Origin of the sequence: Hyphococcus sp. (assembly GCF_965228385.1) — a bacterium.
GTDB lineage: Bacteria > Pseudomonadota > Alphaproteobacteria > Caulobacterales > Parvularculaceae > Hyphococcus.
In genome coordinates, this window is sequence record NZ_OZ245810.1 from 1692500 (window position 1) to 1708323 (window position 15824).

General features: G+C 54.7%; 14 protein-coding genes. 7 read left to right on the forward strand and 7 right to left on the reverse strand.

Going from position 1 to position 15824, the window contains the following annotated elements:
* Nucleotides 1–22: 22 nt before the first annotated feature.
* Together ACQK2Q_RS07900 and ACQK2Q_RS07905 are read right to left on the reverse strand one after the other, a co-directional pair.
* Nucleotides 23–445 carry a hypothetical protein gene (locus tag ACQK2Q_RS07900; RefSeq protein WP_425409202.1) on the reverse strand — a complete coding sequence of 141 codons (423 nt, stop codon included), beginning with the start codon at nucleotides 443–445 and terminating at the stop codon, nucleotides 23–25.
* Between the two features lie 159 nt (nucleotides 446–604).
* Nucleotides 605–2620 carry a hypothetical protein gene (locus tag ACQK2Q_RS07905; RefSeq protein WP_425409203.1) on the reverse strand — a complete coding sequence of 672 codons (2016 nt, stop codon included), beginning with the start codon at nucleotides 2618–2620 and terminating at the stop codon, nucleotides 605–607.
* A 470-nt stretch (nucleotides 2621–3090) separates the two neighbouring features.
* On the opposite strand from ACQK2Q_RS07905, the gene ACQK2Q_RS07910 reads away from it, so the two are divergent.
* The 3 genes from ACQK2Q_RS07910 to ACQK2Q_RS07920 all read left to right on the forward strand — a co-directional run bounded on the left by ACQK2Q_RS07910 (nucleotide 3091) and on the right by ACQK2Q_RS07920 (nucleotide 8177).
* On the forward strand, nucleotides 3091–4794 hold the full coding sequence (locus ACQK2Q_RS07910) for a trypsin-like serine peptidase (protein ID WP_425409204.1): 1704 nt from the start codon (nucleotides 3091–3093) through the stop codon (nucleotides 4792–4794).
* Nucleotides 4795–5137: 343 nt separating this feature from the next.
* Entirely contained in the window at nucleotides 5138–6340 is a 1203-nt protein-coding gene (locus ACQK2Q_RS07915) for a sigma 54-interacting transcriptional regulator (protein ID WP_425409205.1), read from the forward strand.
* A 16-nt stretch (nucleotides 6341–6356) separates the two neighbouring features.
* Nucleotides 6357–8177: a LysM peptidoglycan-binding domain-containing protein gene (locus ACQK2Q_RS07920; protein WP_425409206.1), complete on the forward strand. Its 1821-nt coding sequence runs from the start codon at nucleotides 6357–6359 to the stop codon at nucleotides 8175–8177.
* A gap of 23 nt (nucleotides 8178–8200) precedes the next feature.
* Here ACQK2Q_RS07920 and ACQK2Q_RS07925 read toward each other — a convergent pair whose 3' ends face one another.
* Together ACQK2Q_RS07925 and ACQK2Q_RS07930 are read right to left on the reverse strand one after the other, a co-directional pair.
* The gene (locus ACQK2Q_RS07925) at nucleotides 8201–9169 is read right to left on the reverse strand and encodes a M48 family metallopeptidase (RefSeq protein WP_425409207.1); all 969 of its coding nucleotides are present in this window, start codon (nucleotides 9167–9169) and stop codon (nucleotides 8201–8203) included.
* Between the two features lie 14 nt (nucleotides 9170–9183).
* A complete protein-coding gene (locus tag ACQK2Q_RS07930) occupies nucleotides 9184–9747 on the reverse strand; it encodes a LemA family protein (RefSeq protein ID WP_425409208.1) in 564 nt (187 codons plus the stop codon).
* A gap of 152 nt (nucleotides 9748–9899) precedes the next feature.
* Between ACQK2Q_RS07930 and ACQK2Q_RS07935 the strand changes: the two genes are divergently transcribed.
* Both ACQK2Q_RS07935 and ACQK2Q_RS07940 read left to right on the forward strand, forming a co-directional pair.
* Nucleotides 9900–10712 (forward strand): metallophosphoesterase family protein, encoded by an 813-nt coding sequence (locus ACQK2Q_RS07935; RefSeq protein ID WP_425409209.1) that lies wholly within the window; start codon nucleotides 9900–9902, stop codon nucleotides 10710–10712.
* Entirely contained in the window at nucleotides 10709–11611 is a 903-nt protein-coding gene (locus ACQK2Q_RS07940; protein WP_425409210.1) for a diacylglycerol/lipid kinase family protein, read from the forward strand. The genes ACQK2Q_RS07935 and ACQK2Q_RS07940 overlap by 4 nt, the downstream gene beginning before the upstream one ends.
* A 39-nt stretch (nucleotides 11612–11650) precedes the next feature.
* On the opposite strand, the gene ACQK2Q_RS07945 is transcribed toward ACQK2Q_RS07940, so the two are convergent.
* Nucleotides 11651–12424 (reverse strand): SDR family oxidoreductase, encoded by a 774-nt coding sequence (locus tag ACQK2Q_RS07945; protein ID WP_425409211.1) that lies wholly within the window; start codon nucleotides 12422–12424, stop codon nucleotides 11651–11653.
* A 210-nt stretch (nucleotides 12425–12634) separates the two neighbouring features.
* Nucleotides 12635–12958, reverse strand: coding sequence for a DUF1476 domain-containing protein (locus tag ACQK2Q_RS07950; protein ID WP_425409212.1), 324 nt, complete (start codon nucleotides 12956–12958; stop codon nucleotides 12635–12637).
* Nucleotides 12959–13232: 274 nt separating this feature from the next.
* Here ACQK2Q_RS07950 and purC point away from each other — a divergent pair, with 274 nt between their 5' ends.
* Entirely contained in the window at nucleotides 13233–14009 is a 777-nt protein-coding gene (purC, locus tag ACQK2Q_RS07955; protein ID WP_425409213.1) for a phosphoribosylaminoimidazolesuccinocarboxamide synthase, read from the forward strand.
* A gap of 15 nt (nucleotides 14010–14024) precedes the next feature.
* On the opposite strand, the gene ACQK2Q_RS07960 is transcribed toward purC, so the two are convergent.
* Nucleotides 14025–15434, reverse strand: a complete 1410-nt coding sequence (locus ACQK2Q_RS07960; RefSeq protein WP_425409214.1) for a M20/M25/M40 family metallo-hydrolase — start codon at nucleotides 15432–15434, stop codon at nucleotides 14025–14027.
* 144 nt (nucleotides 15435–15578) lie between these two features.
* Here ACQK2Q_RS07960 and purS point away from each other — a divergent pair, with 144 nt between their 5' ends.
* Nucleotides 15579–15821, forward strand: a complete 243-nt coding sequence (gene purS / locus ACQK2Q_RS07965; protein ID WP_425411133.1) for a phosphoribosylformylglycinamidine synthase subunit PurS — start codon at nucleotides 15579–15581, stop codon at nucleotides 15819–15821.
* Nucleotides 15822–15824: the final 3 nt, after the last annotated feature.

The following is a 15824-nucleotide window of genomic DNA, read 5'->3' on the forward strand; positions in this document are numbered from 1 at the left end:
CACGCCTTCACCGGCGTATCCTTTACTGCGGCGCTGAAGCGCCGTGCAGATTGATGTTTACGTTTACGATGCTTTGGAAGTTCACGCCATTGCCCGTATTGTTGAATACGGTGGTGATTCCGCCATTATCGGAAATGACATTGTCGGCGATATCGCCGTTTGTTGAATTTGTCGTCGTCACGCCATTCACAGTGGCGGAATTTTCGCCGACATTGGCGTTCAGATTGTTGATGTCGATGGCTGTGCTGGTGCCGCCGGAAGCTGACGACATGGCGCGCTCGTCGAGTGACGCCAATCCGCCAAATACACTGTCTTCTTCAATAAATTGCGCCGGGATCGTTTCGGCATGCGCCGCAAGCTGCTGATCGCGCTCGGTTTCGGTCAAGCCCGGATCGGTAGCGATAAGGATCGGGGTGATAAATAACCCCCATGCGCTCATACTCATGAATTCCCCCTGACTTCACCCGCAAGATTATGAAACAAAACTGATTTGCGAGTTACGCCACACATAAAACTTACCACTTTAGCTTAAAAACAATAGTTATATTTTATTAAGGCGCCGCGGGAGAATTACTTCCCGCGGCGCCCCAATAGGTTGTTTAACCTACGGCGTCATGTTGACGGTGCCAACATTGACATTCTGCGAGTTGGAGAATGTGCCGTTGCCGGTGTTGTTGTTGTTGATCGTCAGACCACTGTTGCCCTGCTGCGTCTGGCCGTTGATCGAACCAGTCGTTACCGGACCCGAACCTGGAACTGTGCCCATGTTCACGTTGCTGACAGATGCAGACAGCTCGGTGCTGTTCAACTGAACATCGCCAATCGTCAGCTCAAGACCAAAGTTGCCTGAGTCGTTGATGGAGTTGTCCGAGTTGTTCGAGTTATCCGAGTTGTTGGAGTTGTCGGAGTTGTCGATTGAGACGCTTGCGCTGTCGTTTGCAATCGCCGCTCCGTCTCCGGCTTCGTTATTGTCGGAGTTGTCGAGTTCGATCGCGATGTCCGTGTTGCCGGAATCGTTGATCGAATTGTCGGAGTTGTCCGAATTGTCGGAATTGTCGGAGTTATCCGAATTATCGACCTGAACCGAACCACTGTCGTTAGCGACGGCGGAACCGTTGTCGGCAGCGTTGTTGTCCGAGTTATCGGAGTTGTCGTTGCCGGAGTTCGAGATGTCGAGATCCAGACCGTCATTGTCGGAACCGTCGCCGTCAATGTCGAGGCCGTCATCGTCAGACGATGAGTTGCCGCTGTCTGCAACATCGATGTTCGTGCTCGTGTTCGTCTGAGTCGAACCGCCGGAAGCGGAGTTCGAACCGTCGGAAGCTTCGTTCGTCTCGTTGCCGTTGTCGGAAACGTTCAGATCGAGGTTGCCCGAGTCAGAGATGTTGCCGGAGTCGTTGATCGAGTTGTCGGAGTTGTCCGAATTATCCGAATTGTCGGAGTTGTCGGAGTTGTCCGAATTGTCGGAGTTATCGATCGCCGAACCGTTATTCGCAGAACCGTTGTCGGCGCTGGAATTGTCGTTGCCCGAATCCTGAACATCCAGATCGAGAACGTCGCTGTCCTCGCCCGTGAACGCTTCGGTGTTGCCGGAGTCGTTCGTGGAGTTGTCAGAATTGTTCGAGTTGTCGGAGTTGTTCGAGTTGTCGGAGTTGTTCGAATTGTCCGAGTTGTCGTTCGCTGTAACAGCTACGGAGCCGTCATTAGCAGCGGCTGACTGATTGTCGGCAGCGTTTGTGTCGCTGGCGTCAAGGTCAAGATTACCCGAATCGTTGATCGAATTGTCCGAGTTGTCCGAATTGTCCGAATTGTCGGAGTTGTCGGAGTTGTCGGAGTTGTCCGAGTTGTCGTTGCCGGAGTCGTTAACGTCCAGATCGAGAACGTCGCTGTCGCCGCCAGTGAACGCTTCGGTGTTGTTCGAATCGTTCGTCGAGTTGTCGGAGTTATTCGAGTTGTCGGAGTTATTCGAGCTGTCCGAGTTGTCGTTCGCTGTAACAGCTACAGAGCCGTCATTGGCGGACGAGCCATTGGAACCGGACGAGTTGTCGTCGCTCGCGTCAAAGTCAAGGTTGCCCGAGTCATTGATCGAATTGTCCGAGCTGTCAGAATTGTCGGAATTGTCCGAGTTGTCCGAATTGTCGGAGTTATCGGAATTGTCCGAATTGTCCGAGTTATTCGTGTTGTCGGAGTTGTCGTTTCCGCTGTCCTGAACGTCAACGTCGAGAACGTCGCTGTCGTCGCCCGTGAAGGCGTCTACGTCGGCGTTCGTCGAATTGTCGGAGTTGTCGGAGTTGTCTGAATTATCAGAATTGTCCGAGTTGTCCGAGTTGTCCGAGCTGTCGTTTCCGTTGTTGGAAATGTCAGCGTCAATGGCGTCATTGTCCGATCCGTCGCCAGAGAAAGCGTCGACGTCGGCGTTGCCGGAGTCGTTGGTCGAGTTATCGGAATTGTTCGAGCTGTCGTTGTTCGAACCGTTGTTCTGATTGCCTTCACCGCCTTCTTGGTTGCCAGGACCAGTTTCCTGATCGCCAGGTCCCGCCTCAGACGGTTGTGCGTAGGCTGAGCCGAAAGACATCAGCAGAGCCGTCGCAGCAATCGATGACAAAAGTTTCAATTTCACTAGTCGTCTCCCACTTTAGGTTTCACTACAAAACGACTTGCGCCCCTCTGTTACTCTTGAGAGGAAAATCGCAAGCCGGGTTGCTGGGAGCGAATGTCCCCCCCAACGCCAATCTTTAATGCAACAGGTGTGCCAATTCGGATCAGGCGTCTGTTAACCTTGGTTAATCAAAGGTAAACTATTGATTACAATGCATAATAATAGGCCGAGGCAGTTTCTCGCGATTTTTCGCTGCAGCGCACAAAAGTGTTCGATTTATTACGCGACTGTTAGAATTGGTTCACACTGACCGGCGAACGCAGCCTCATCAATTCAATTCAGACGTGCGCCAGCCCGCTCACGCGGCCTTCAATGCCGCTTGCGGACGCAAATTGCATGGCCCTAGAATTGCTAACCATGGGGGAATGGTTCGGGTCATGGTAAAAAGTAATCAAACTTCAGATCAGACCGGAGCGCTGGCGCCGCGCTTCATGCTGATTATATTTGCGTTCGCGGCGGTCGCGGTGTTTTTTTCTATTGAAGCCGCGCGCTACGGCGAGATCAAACGGCTGCGCGAGCGAACCGCCGTGCTGCAGAAAGACATCACAAACGCCAATTTGAAAGCTGAGGCGGCGCTTTCGGCCATAATTGCGCCTGAGGCCATAAAGTCCGCGCAAAATTCGGTTTACCTGATTGTCGTTAACGGATCTGCGCGTGGCACTGCGTTTGTGCTCGATCGGGAGAAAGGCATACTCGCTACGGCGGCGCACACTGCCGACTCCCTCCCCCTGTCGGATGCAAATGCGGACGTGCGAATTTTAAACCGGCGCACAAAAACACCGCTGAACGTAAAATCCGTGAAGCTGCATGCCGGTTACGGCGTATTTCGCATGCTTGTGGAGGACTATCAGCCCATACGCAAAAACTCATCGATCTATGCGCCGCAGGCGACCCCATTGCGCGATATGGCGTTTGACGCAGGCCTGATTGTTGTCGATCCGGTTGATCCTGAAACCGGCGAAAATGTACTGGGCGCAAATCTCGATATTGCGTCAGAAGAAACGCTTCTGACGCTTGAAGCCGGCGCGCCAATCGCGGTGATCGGGTTTCCATATGACACACTCGACAACGGGTTTTCACCGGACGCGGCTATCGCGCGCACGGAACGCGGCGTAATCGCCGCCATGACGCCGCCGCTCGATAATGTTCTGGAAAACGCTAATCCCGAGATCGCCAATTTAATCATTCACCGCCTGGCGACAGCCGGCGGCAGCAGCGGCAGTCCGATTTTGAACGCGCAAGGCAAGGTTATTGGCATCCACACCCATGGCATCGAATCTTTGAGCTCCAATGCAGACGGCGCCGCGCAACGCGCGGATCTGATATTTGATTTGTTTGACGCCAAACGGGAAGAGAGCCGGATTCAAAATCTCTTTCTTCCTTCCTGGACACGGTTGCTTTCATACTGGGCGCGCGCGGAAGACGTTTTGCCATGGTCATTCTACATGGAATACGCCAGACCCGGCGAAGATCCTGCGCCGCTGGTTCGCGACTTCAATTTCCAGACTGAGCCGCCCTATTTGAAAACTATAGACCGTCTCGACTTCGAAGCTGAATCACAATCCCGGCGTGTGGAGGCGACAGATGTTGCACAGGAAAAAATCGGCGCCGGCGACAGCGATACAACCAGGCTTCTGGAGGGCCCCAGTTTTTTACTGAAGGAACCGGGCGAGTATGCCGAGACATGGCGCACTGTCGATCGAAGCCGTGAAACGGTGATGTTCGCGTTCGACTACTCGCTGCGATCCACAAGCGGTTTTTGTCCACTGGCGGCGTATTTCCGAAAAAAGGGCGATGTTCGTTTAAGGGCGATGAAGCCGCGCGCTTCCTTTGAATTATATTTACCCGCCGCTGGCGAATTCACCGAAGACTATCAAATCATTCTGCGGCGCCGCGCGGGTTGCGACCCCATTAGCACACAGTATTTTTTCGGGACCGCTTCATGGACCGGGAGCGGCGCGCCGGACGCTATAGCCGCCTCCTTTTCCGACAACGCCGTAGCGGCCGACGAGAGCGGGGAAAACACCCCCGCCCTGAGAATTCGCCAGGCAGTATCGGCATTCTTCGTTTGTACAGTGCAGCGTCGCCAAAAAGACCAGCGTTGTCAGGAGCCTGTCTACATTGAGCTTGAGTAAAAAACGGTTTTTCGACGCTGGAAACGTCTCGTTATACAAGGCGCCGAAACAGACGAAATCGCCTCAGGATTGCAAATACCAGCCCCCTTCTCCCCAAGCGTGAAAACAGCGCTTCAAGGGACGATAATTTTTCCCGTAACACCCGGATTCTTGTTGATTCTTACTGCGTTTGTTCTAGCTTCAGACCATAGTAACTCAGTTACTGTCGTGTGGGAGAGAGTCGCGCCGGTTATGGTGGCGGGCGCGATGAAAATCCGGGGTTGAGTCTTCATACGTGAAGACGGCTAACCGCTGCTTTCCGTTCGATTGTGATTGATGTCCTGAACAGCTTTGGGGGAAGCGAATGGATGATCATGAATACGACGGTTTCGACCGTTCGTCCTCGATTGACCAGGGCTATGCGCCTGGCGGATACGTCACAGAATCCTATGTGCCGTCCCGGATCGATATTGGCTCAAATAACCGAACCGACCGGTTGCGCGCAAAATCGCTGAACATCAAGAAAAACGGACCTTCAGGCCCGGCGGGAAAAGCCCGGCGCGAATCAAAGCCGCTCACGCCGATTATCGGCTCCAGCCCGCAGGCCGCGAAAATCAGAGAACTCATCTCTCTTTACGCGGAAGATGATTCGTCTGTTCTCATTTCAGGTGAAACAGGCGTGGGTAAGGAACTTGTCGCCAAACATCTGCACGCGGCAGGTCGGCGGTCTCAACATGCGTTTTCCGCCATTAACGCGGGCGCCGTACCAGAAACGCTCGCCGCCTCGATTCTGTTCGGCCATGCAAAAGGCGCATTTACCGGCGCCGTCGGCGAACAGGAAGGCGCTATTACCCTGGCCGATAACGGCGTTCTGTTTCTGGATGAGATCGGCGAAACGCCGCTTTCCATTCAAACGCATCTGTTGCGTGTGCTGGAGGACGGCGTTGTCACCAAAATTGGCGGCAGATCGCCTGTTACGGTGGATTTTCGCCTGATCGCGGCGACGAATGCGCCGCTTCGCGAACTGGTGAACCAAAAACAGTTCCGCGAGGATTTATATTACCGGGTTAACGTGCTTTCCATCGACGTTCCGCCGCTTCGCGCGCGCCAGGACGACATGATTGAAATTGCCGAATCGATGATTGCGGGCCATAAGGATGAGCGTTACCACGCATATCGCCTGACGCCCAAAGCCGCCGACCGTCTGCGCAGCCATGCTTTTCCAGGTAATATCCGCGAGTTGCGCAATATATTGGCGCGGGCGCTTGTGCATGCGCGCGACGGGAAAATCATGCCTGAACACATCATGTTCGATCCCCGAAAGTGCTCGGAGGGCATGAAAAATGGCGAAGTCTTTGATATTGATGAAGCCAAGAATCTCGTTAGCCGCTTTGTCATGATGAAAGCGCTCTACACAACCCAGGGTAATGTCACAAAAGCGGCGGCGTTAACCGGCCGGTCGCGCGGCACGCTTCACACATTAAAGAAAAGCATCGAAGGCGAGGATTTTGCATCTGCGTTCCAGAACGCTTGCAATGAGATGAAAGCTTTGCTTAACGGATGCTGAGTCCAGGGGGAATGAAATGAAATCGAATTTACTACGAAACACGGCAGTCGCTGTCCTGGCCGCGACGTTTACCACGCCGGCATTCGCCGATCAGGAAGATCCATCCGTAACTGACACGCCGGCCGGCACAAAGATATTGCCGAGGCCCTCCGTTCAGGAAGACCTTGTTTATCTGAAAGATATTGTCGCCTTGCAGACGTTGCGTCTCGATGAAGCTGAAGAGCTGATCGAACGGCAAAACGCTTTGATCGAAGCGCAGGCGCAACAGCTTTCCGAACTGCGCAACACTGTTGTGGCGCTAAGCCAGGGACAGCCCGCCGCAATGGCGCAGGCGTCGGATGATTACACAGTACAAAGCGGCGACACGCTCTCATCGATTGCACGCGACAACAATACGACCATCGCCGCGCTCGCCGAAGCGAACAATTTAAGATCACCTTACCCGCTGCGCGCTGGTCAAACCATTGTCGTTCCTGGCGCGCCCGCCGCAACAGCGCGCGTCGCCGCCGCGCCGACACCGGCCGCGCCGCAACCGGCCCAGGCTACGCAGCCGGCGCCGCAGCAACAGCAAACAACGCAGCAGGACAAAACGTCTAACACGCCGCAGACGGCAAGCCGGCAGGCGCCAGCGCAACAAACGCAAGTGGCGCAAAACACAACCACGCAGCAACGCCCGCAGGATGAACGGCGCGACGGCGCGCTGCCCACCGAAGTCGGCGTTCGCCCGGAAGACGAAAACGAAAGACCGTACCTTGCGATCTTCTCGGATTCCGGCGGCATTCTGACGCCGAAAGGCTCGCTCTATCTTGAACCTTCCATCGATTATACGGTGACGGCTGACAATCGCTTTTTCTTCCAGGGCATCGAAATCGTCGATGCTGTTCTCATCGGCGCCATCGAAGCCACGGACAGTAACCGTCAGGCGCTGACCGAAAGTCTGTCCATGCGCTACGGGCTGACGAACCGGCTCGAAGTCGACGGGCGCATCTCCTATGTCTCGCGTCAGGATCGCATCGTCGGCGTCGCCATTGACGGCGGCACCGCCAGCGAACGTGATTTCGGCGGATACGGTATTGGCGACGCTGAATTTGGCCTTCATTATCAGCTCAACAACGGAACCAAGCTGCCCTACACCATCGCCAATGTGCGCGTGAAAACGCCCACGGGCGAAGGTCCTTTTGACGTGGACCGCGATCTGAATACCGGTATTGAAACAGAGCTGGCGACGGGCTCCGGTTTCTGGACAGTCGAGCCGAGCCTCACCTTTATCCTGGCGAGCGATCCCGCATCGCTTTATGCGAATATCGGATACCAGATGAATATGTCGACATCGCCGAACCAGGTGATTGTGGACACCACCGGCAGTCCGATGATCGGGACCACGCTCGTGCGCCAGACGCTGGAAGAATTCAACCCGGGCGACGCGCTCAGAACCAGCATCGGTGTCGGGCTTTCGCTTAATGAAAGGCTGTCGTTAAACTTCGGATATGACCAGAGTTACTTTTTCAAGTCATCGAATGAGTTCGAAATCCTGACGCGGCGGCCTCTGTTTGAAACGATGATTGACGGAATGGGCGACGAAGTTCTCGTCATTAATCCGGCCACCGATCAGCCTATTCCAATTGTTGATGAAAATAATCAACAAGTTTACGCCGAGCCCGATATCACCATGCTCACAAGAGAGACGAATTCCGCCACTGTCGGTTCTTTCCTCTTTGGCGGGTCCTACGCGGTGAACGACCGGCTTCGCATTAATCTCAACGGCGCCATCGGCGCAACGGATCAGGCGCCTGACGCCCGCGTTTCAGTACGGGCTTCCTATCGGCTGTTTGACTAAATTTTAAATTGGCGCGGCGGAGATCAGACCTGATTTCCGCCGGCGAAATTCACGAGCGCCTCAATCCGTTTCTCCATCGGCGGATGCGTCGCGAAAACGCCCGCAAACGCATGGGTGTTCTCCACCATCATCTGCTGTACGTCATTCGGCGCTTCGACGCTTGATCTGCCGGAAATTTTTTTCAGCGCAGAAATCATTGCATCCGGATTGCGTGTAAGCTCCGCAGCGCCCGCATCCGCCAGATATTCGCGTTTTCTCGAAAGCGAGAACCGGATCACCAGCGCCAGAAGGTAAGCAATCACAATCATCGCAATTGCAATCAGAATTAATACGCCCCCGCCCCGGCTGTCGCCGTTTCGCGATCGCGTATGGCCGCCGATACGCACGCCGCTGCGAAACATATTGCGAAAGAGAAGTTCTCCAAAAAAGGAGAATATGCCGACAAAAATCACCGCGACGATTAATAACCGCACGTCCTTGTTCATTATGTGCGTCAATTCATGGGCGAGGACAGCTTCAAGCTCATGTTTGTCAAGCGACTCCAACAATCCTCTCGTTACGGTAACCGTATAGTTCTTTTCGCTGACGCCGCTGGCGAAAGCGTTTAACGCGGGCGTTTCAATGACGTTTAGTTTTGGCGTTGCAATGCCGCGCGAAATACAAAGGTTTTCAAGAAGGTTATAGAGATCTGGCGATTGTTTGCGCGTTAGGCCCCGCGCGCCCACAGACGCTTCAATAATTTTCTGATGAAAAATCCATGCACTAAGAAACCAGACAGCAGCGGCGACAAAGGCAAACGGCCAGAGGCGCCGCAAATGTCCGCCTGCAAGCAACAGCCCCTCCCCGACGCTATTCACTGGCGTGGCAAGACCAACATATCCTACGCTGAGCCCATATATCAGGAGCAGCAACAACACGGGAAATCCGGCCAGCAGCAAAACGGATTTAAGGTTGTTGTTCCAGATATGAGTCTGCAGACCGAAGGCGCTCAATGCTTACTCCGAAGTCAGAAGCTGACTTCCGGCGCCGCTTCAATCTGCGCGCGGCTGCCCTCCGGGACTTCAAAATATTCTTTGGCCGTAAACCCGCCCAGCGGCGCTACGAAATTACCGGGAATTTGCTGTATCGCCGTGTTGAACTCCTGAACGGCGTTGTTAAAGAAACGCCGCGCCGCAGCAATTTTGTTTTCAACGTCCGAAAGCTCGCGCTGCAATTCCATGAAATTTTCGTTTGCTTTAAGATCCGGATAAGCCTCCGCCAGCGCAAATAATTTTCCGAGCGCCGCGCCCAGCATACCCTCGGCCTGACCTTGCGCCGCCGGTCCGTTCGCAGCCTGCGCCGCATTTCGGGCTGTTATGACGGCGTCCAGCGTTTCTTTTTCATGGCTGGCGTAGCCTTTAACCGTCTCGACAAGGTTAGGAATCAAATCATGCCGTTGTTTCAACTGCACATCCACATCTGCGAACGCCTGCTCAGTACGCTGAGAAAGAGCGACAATTCGGTTGTAAATAATTATTACGAAGACTGCGAGTACGACGATTACGCCGAGTAGGATTAAAAAACCGGACATGACGCCTCCTGTTGATTCGCAGCGCCAAAAATGGAATACCCCCGGCGCGATCCCGTCTTATATAATCGTTCGCGTCCGCACATCAAACCCGAACAACAATCTCGCCTGCGCCAGTTTTCCGAACCTTTTGAGCGTGTTAACGTTTACGGATCATGACTGTTCTGGCGCATATTTCAGATATACATTTCGGTTCCGTCGATCCGCAGGCGGCGGAGTCGCTGGCTGACCAGATCAATAGTGCGAATGTTGACGGTATCATTGTCACCGGCGACCTGACCCAGGCCGGCCGGAAAAGCGAGTTCGGACAGGCCGGCGCCTATTTGAGGGCCTTTCAGGCCCCGGTGCTGGTCGTGCCCGGAAATCACGACACCCCGGTCTATAATTTAACACGCCGTTTTATCGACCCCTGGGGGCGGTTTCGCGATCATATTCATTCGAATTTATCGCCAGAGCTTAATATCAATGACGTTTATGTGGTGGGGCTCAATTCGGCGCGGCGCGCCAATTTAACGCTGGACTGGTCGCTGGGCCGGCTTTCTTCGCGACAGCTTGACGAAGCGTCCAGAAAATTGCGGCAGGCGGAAAAAAACGCGCTCAAGCTGGTGGCGTTTCATCATCCCGTATTGCCGGGACCCGGCCGTGCGGGCATGGCGGTCATCAAACGGCCGGCGCGGGCTATAAGCAGCTTCGCCAGCGCGGGCGCCGACGCTCTGCTTACTGGTCACGCCCACATTGCAAGAGCCGACCTGCACGAAACCGGCGAACGGTCCATCATCATAACAGCCGCCGGGACGGCGACATCGACTCGAACCCGCGGCGAAGCGCCTTCTTATAACTTGTTGTCATGGAATGGCGCGGAACTTTCTATAGCCATCCATCGTTACACCTCCCGCGGTTATGAAAAAGAAGCCGTGAAATCCTTTCTGCGAAAGGATGAAACCTGGAACACGGCTGAAAATACATGAAAATCCTTTGTTTGATTAACGAAAAATCCGGCGCGGTTCTGGGTTGCGGGGCACAGGTGATTCAGGAGGCCGCCGAAAACGCCGCTGCAAAATCCGGCAACATAGAACTCGAAGTGGTATCCGGCGATTTCGGCGCATTGTGTGAGCGGGTGAAACAGGCCAGCGACGCCGACGCCATACTTTGCGCCGGCGGGGACGGCACGCAAGCCGCCATTGCGGCGTCCCTTCTCAATACCGACATTGCTTTGTTACCGCTGCCTTGCGGTACGATGAATTTGTTATGCCGCGATCTCGGGCTGCCCCTGGATGTCGATGAAGCCATCGCCGCCGGCCTGGCTTCGCCAATTGTTTCCATCGACGCCGGATGTATCGGTGATCGCCTGTTTCTGAACAATATTGTTTTTGGGTCTTACGCTGAACTCGCTGACGCCCGCGAGGATTTGCGCGAAGTCGAAAATTTTGACGATGTCAGCTTTGGCGTCGTCGAAGCTGCGCATGCGCTTTTCAACGCCGATCCGATCAATTTTTCGGTGACGATCGACGGCGCTGACATTCGACAATCGACCAATACGATCGTTGTGTCGAACAACGCCGTGAGCGGAGCCGAAAATTTAATCCCCTACCGGAATCGCCTGGATGAAGGGGAGCTCTATGTTTATTTGAGCGATGCAAGTAACGGAGCGGAGTTCGCCGCGTTGATGGCTGACTTTCTGGGCGGCGAAGTTGAGGCGTCCGAGCGGATATCGGTGCAAAAATGCCGGGAATGCCGCATCTCCTCAAGCGCCGAATCGTTCAGCTACACGGTCGACGGCGACCCTGTTGAAACCACCGAACCCGTCCATATGAAAATCGCCGCCGGCGCATTGAAGGTGTTTCGTCCCGAAGTTCGCCCCGAATAGCAAGAAGCAGCCGCAAATCAGTTGCGTTCCGCATAGAGATCACTGCGCAGTGATGCCGCCGTCAATTTTAAATTCGGCAGCGGTTACATAGCGGGATTCATCGGACGCCAGATACAATACGGCGTATCCCACATCTTCCGGATCCGCCAGCCGTTTCCAGGGAATTTGACGGGCCAGCCTGTCCTCCCCCTCTTTTCCGCCGCCGCCCATCTGCACAAGCGGATCGATTATTGGCGTACGTGTAAATACCGGGTGAACGGAATTGCACCGGATGTCATAACCTGAACGGGCGCAATGGAGCGCAATCGATTTCGTCATCATCCAGACTGCGGCTTTCGCAGTATTATACGACAACATCATACCATCGGCGATCATGCCGGCGACAGACGAAATATTGATGATGGACGCTGGCTGGTTTTCTTTCAGATAGGGCATGGCGAGCTGCGTGCCGATGAAAATGGAATCGACGTCTATTTCCTGCGTGCGCCGCCAGTTTTCATAGGTTTCGCTCTCAATACTGCCCGCGCCGCCGATGCCCGCATTGTTGATCAGAATGTCGATACCCCCAAAAGCATCGGCTGTTTGTTTTAAAGCCGATTCCCATTCGGCCTTGTCGGTGACATCATGTTTCAGGGCTATCGCGCAATCGGGGTATTCGTTATTGATCGCGGCGGCGGCGGCCTCGGCGCCATTGAGATTGATGTCCGTGAGCGCGACTTTGGCGCCTTCCGCTACAAGCATTTTTCCGAAACAGGCGCCGAGCCCTTGGGCGCCGCCCGTGATAAGCGCTTTTTTTCCCGCTACGCGTCCCATGCGTTCCTCCCTTTTCTTTGCAAGGTTAGAACAACTGTTCATCACAAGCGAAAGGTTTCGGCAGTATCCCGGGCTCTTGAAATATGCCGAACCGCTGGATCGCCGCCCCCGCCTTGCTTAAGTAAAACGCCGCAAATCAATCACGAGCGCATAGATCGCTTGTGATCTGCTCGATCAATAAATGTCTACGCTCTGGCGGGATTGGCGGGGTTAACTTCCCTGCTGGATCTGTTGCACGGCTTCGGCGAGAGTTTCATCCATGCGCCGGCGAATCTGGTGGTCCGACTGCTCTACGCCGGCGGCGTCAAAATCTTTGCGGATTTTGCGGAAGACATCTTCATCGCCCGCTTCCTCGAAATCGGCTTTGATGACTTCCTTGGCGTAGCTTTCCGCGTCCGCGCCGGTTTTTCCCAGCAATTCCGCCGCCCACAATCCGATCAGCTTGTTTCGCCGCGCCTCAGCCTTGAAGCGAAGCTCCGCGTCATGGGCGAATTTCTTCTCGAATTTGTCTTCGCGGTCGTCAAAGGTCGTCATTTAAAATGGCTCCACACTTCGTCGCCGCTTCCGGCGAGGCATTCCAGAAAAGTTACTTATAGCCGCTCTCGCTCCTGCGCAACGCACCTGCAAAAATTGATCGCGTCGGAGGGTTTCCAAGCGCATCGCAAAAGCGTAAACCCCCGCGCTTCTCCCGGTGCGCAAGCCGTGCTAGCGACAAGGGGCTGTGTGCTGACCAAAACAGTTTAGAATCGTTCCGCAAGTTAGACCAGACTTCGGAAATCGCCTTTAAGGCATTGAAAGGATTACACAAATGGCTCGCCGAAAGCAAATTTATGAAGGCAAGGCGAAAATCCTGTTCGAAGGGCCGGAGCCCGGGACGATTATTCAGTATTTTAAAGACGACGCCACGGCGTTCAACAACCAGAAAAAAGCAATTCTCGAAGGCAAGGGCGTTCTGAACAACCGGATTTCAGAATTTATCATGCTCGGGCTGGAGCGGATCGGCGTGCCAACCCATTTTATTAAACGTCTCAATATGCGCGAGCAGCTTGTCCGCCATGTGGAAATCGTGCCGCTGGAGGTCGTCGTCCGCAACGTTGCCGCCGGTACGATCACCAAACGCCTTGGCATTGAGGAAGGCGCGGCGCTACCCCGGTCCATCATCGAGTTTTATTACAAGAATGACGATCTCGGCGATCCGCTGGTTTCCGAAGAACACATTACAGCGTTCAACTGGGCCAATCCGCAGGAAATCGATGACATGATGGCGCAAACGCTGCGCATCAATGACTTCCTGTCGGGGCTGTTCGCCGGCGTCGGCATCAAGCTGGTCGATTTTAAAGTTGAATTCGGCCGCCAATATGAAGGCGATATGATGCGCCTGATTGTCGCCGACGAAATAAGCCCTGATTCCTGCCGCCTATGGGACATGGAAACAGGGCAGATTATGGACAAGGATCGTTTCCGCCGGGATCTTGGCGACGTTACGGACGCTTACCGGGAAGTCGCACGCCGGCTGGGCGTTTTGCGCGAGAATGAAAGTTCAGGACAGACCGGACCGGTGCTTGTCACAGACAACGAAAAGTAACGCCCGATCCGGCCATCAATGCTGATCGCCGGCAAGCTCCTTGATCATGATGATCCAGTGATCAAGCCCCCCATAAAACGTCTCCACAGGCAGACGCTCGTTCAGACCGTGTGCGTTTGAACTATCGCCTGCTTTGCCAAACCGTCCGCTTACGCCGTAGGTAGGAACGCCCGCGCGCCGGTAGTGCATCCCATCCGTACCGCCGGAACTCATCGACGGGATAATCTCAACATCGTCAAACCGCGACTGAATGGCGGTACTGAGCGCCGCAACAACGTCTTCACGAAGCTCTGACGCCGGGCTCGCCACATAAAGATCGCTTGCCGGTTTGATCTCCAATGCGTCGTTTTCAATAATTTCGGCGAGCGTTTGCTGAACATCCTCGATTTCCACGCCCGGGAAGATGCGGCAATTGACAGTCGCTACAGCCGACTGCGGCAAAGCGTTTTCCGCGTGGCCGGCGTCTAGCATCGTCGCGACGCAGGTCGTGCTCAACATGGTGGAATAATTACCGTCTTTGCGGATCGCCTTGACGGCTTTCTTGTTCGCCGGATCATCAGCGAACGTAACCAAGTGGCCGCCCAGATCGCCGCCTATGCGTTCGCCATCCGCGCGGGCCGCGGCGCGGGTTATATCGTTCGACATCACCGGAAATATGTGCGCCTCGATTTTGAGAAGCGCTTTGGCCAGATCGTAAATAGCATTGTCCGGACGCGGGCGCGAAGAATGTCCGCCAGAGTTGCGCGCGGTGATTTCAAACGTCGCATAGGTCTTTTCTGCGGCCTGCAGGAGATAGGGAAGCGCCGTACCGTCTTCCAGATAACCGCCGCCGCCAGCATCCGAATTCAACGCATACTCGGCGTCCGTCAAATCCTTGCGGTCATAGGCAAGCAGACGCGTTGTTTCCATGTCCGTTTCTTCATCGCCGGTGAACGCTAGAACAAGATCACGGTTCGGCGTAAAGCCTTCCTGCTTCAGACGCATGAAAGTTTGCGTGAGATTTACGACGCCGTATTTATTGTCGGCCGTTCCCCTGCCGATGAAATAACCGTTCTCTTCACGCAGCGTGAAAGGGTCATATTCCCAGTCTTCGCGTTTGGCGTCGACAACATCCATATGCGCCATAAAGACGATCGGTTTTGCGCCAGAGGAACCGTCGCCTTTATACCGCACAGTAAAGGCGGCGGTTTCGCCGACGCGAATGATTTCGATGTCGGAATCTGAAAATCCGGCGTCTTTCAATTCACCCGCCAGGTAGTTTGCGAGTTCAGGCATTTTCCCCCGCCCCTTCACGGTGGGAATGGCGATCACCGTCGCGAACATCTCTCGCGCCTTGGCCTCAACCGGAGACAGATCGCGTTCAGCCGCGCCGGCCTGGAGTGAAGCGATGAGCGCCAAAAGTGCGCCGCCAAATATGCATTTCATGAAATTCCCCCTTTGTCGCTACGCCTTAAAACAGATTAGGCCAGAGTTCTCCGCCGCGGGCAATATTCTAAACGCCGGTTGCCCGCTGGCCCGGTCCGGCGTATGGCGTAAGAGCAGATGTCAAACACGGAATTGGACCCGCCAATGAAAGCCAAGATCACTATTACCCTGAAAAACGGCGTTCTGGATCCGCAGGGCGCCGCCATCGAAAACGCCCTTGCGGGTTTGGGCTTTGACGGCGCGGAGGGCGTCCGCCAGGGCAAGGTCATCGAGATGAAACTGAACGAAACCGATGAAGCCGCAGCGCGCGCCAAGGCGGATGAAATGTGCAAGAAACTGCTGGCGAATCCGGTAATGGAGAACTACGCAATCGAGATTTTGGCGTAATCC

What these genes read in the sequence shown, in the direction of transcription:
- ACQK2Q_RS07900 (WP_425409202.1), bottom strand. Translation starts at nt 445, where the DNA reads ATGAGTATGAGCGCATGGGGGTTATTTATCACCCCGATCCTTATCGCT.
- ACQK2Q_RS07910 (WP_425409204.1), top strand. Translation starts at nt 3,091, where the DNA reads ATGCTGATTATATTTGCGTTCGCGGCGGTCGCGGTGTTTTTTTCTATT.
- ACQK2Q_RS07915 (WP_425409205.1), top strand. Translation starts at nt 5,138, where the DNA reads ATGGATGATCATGAATACGACGGTTTCGACCGTTCGTCCTCGATTGAC.
- ACQK2Q_RS07920 (WP_425409206.1), top strand. Translation starts at nt 6,357, where the DNA reads ATGAAATCGAATTTACTACGAAACACGGCAGTCGCTGTCCTGGCCGCG.
- ACQK2Q_RS07930 (WP_425409208.1), bottom strand. Translation starts at nt 9,747, where the DNA reads ATGTCCGGTTTTTTAATCCTACTCGGCGTAATCGTCGTACTCGCAGTC.
- ACQK2Q_RS07935 (WP_425409209.1), top strand. Translation starts at nt 9,900, where the DNA reads ATGACTGTTCTGGCGCATATTTCAGATATACATTTCGGTTCCGTCGAT.
- ACQK2Q_RS07940 (WP_425409210.1), top strand. Translation starts at nt 10,709, where the DNA reads ATGAAAATCCTTTGTTTGATTAACGAAAAATCCGGCGCGGTTCTGGGT.
- ACQK2Q_RS07945 (WP_425409211.1), bottom strand. Translation starts at nt 12,424, where the DNA reads ATGGGACGCGTAGCGGGAAAAAAAGCGCTTATCACGGGCGGCGCCCAA.
- ACQK2Q_RS07950 (WP_425409212.1), bottom strand. Translation starts at nt 12,958, where the DNA reads ATGACGACCTTTGACGACCGCGAAGACAAATTCGAGAAGAAATTCGCC.
- purC (WP_425409213.1), top strand. Translation starts at nt 13,233, where the DNA reads ATGGCTCGCCGAAAGCAAATTTATGAAGGCAAGGCGAAAATCCTGTTC.
- ACQK2Q_RS07960 (WP_425409214.1), bottom strand. Translation starts at nt 15,434, where the DNA reads ATGAAATGCATATTTGGCGGCGCACTTTTGGCGCTCATCGCTTCACTC.
- purS (WP_425411133.1), top strand. Translation starts at nt 15,579, where the DNA reads ATGAAAGCCAAGATCACTATTACCCTGAAAAACGGCGTTCTGGATCCG.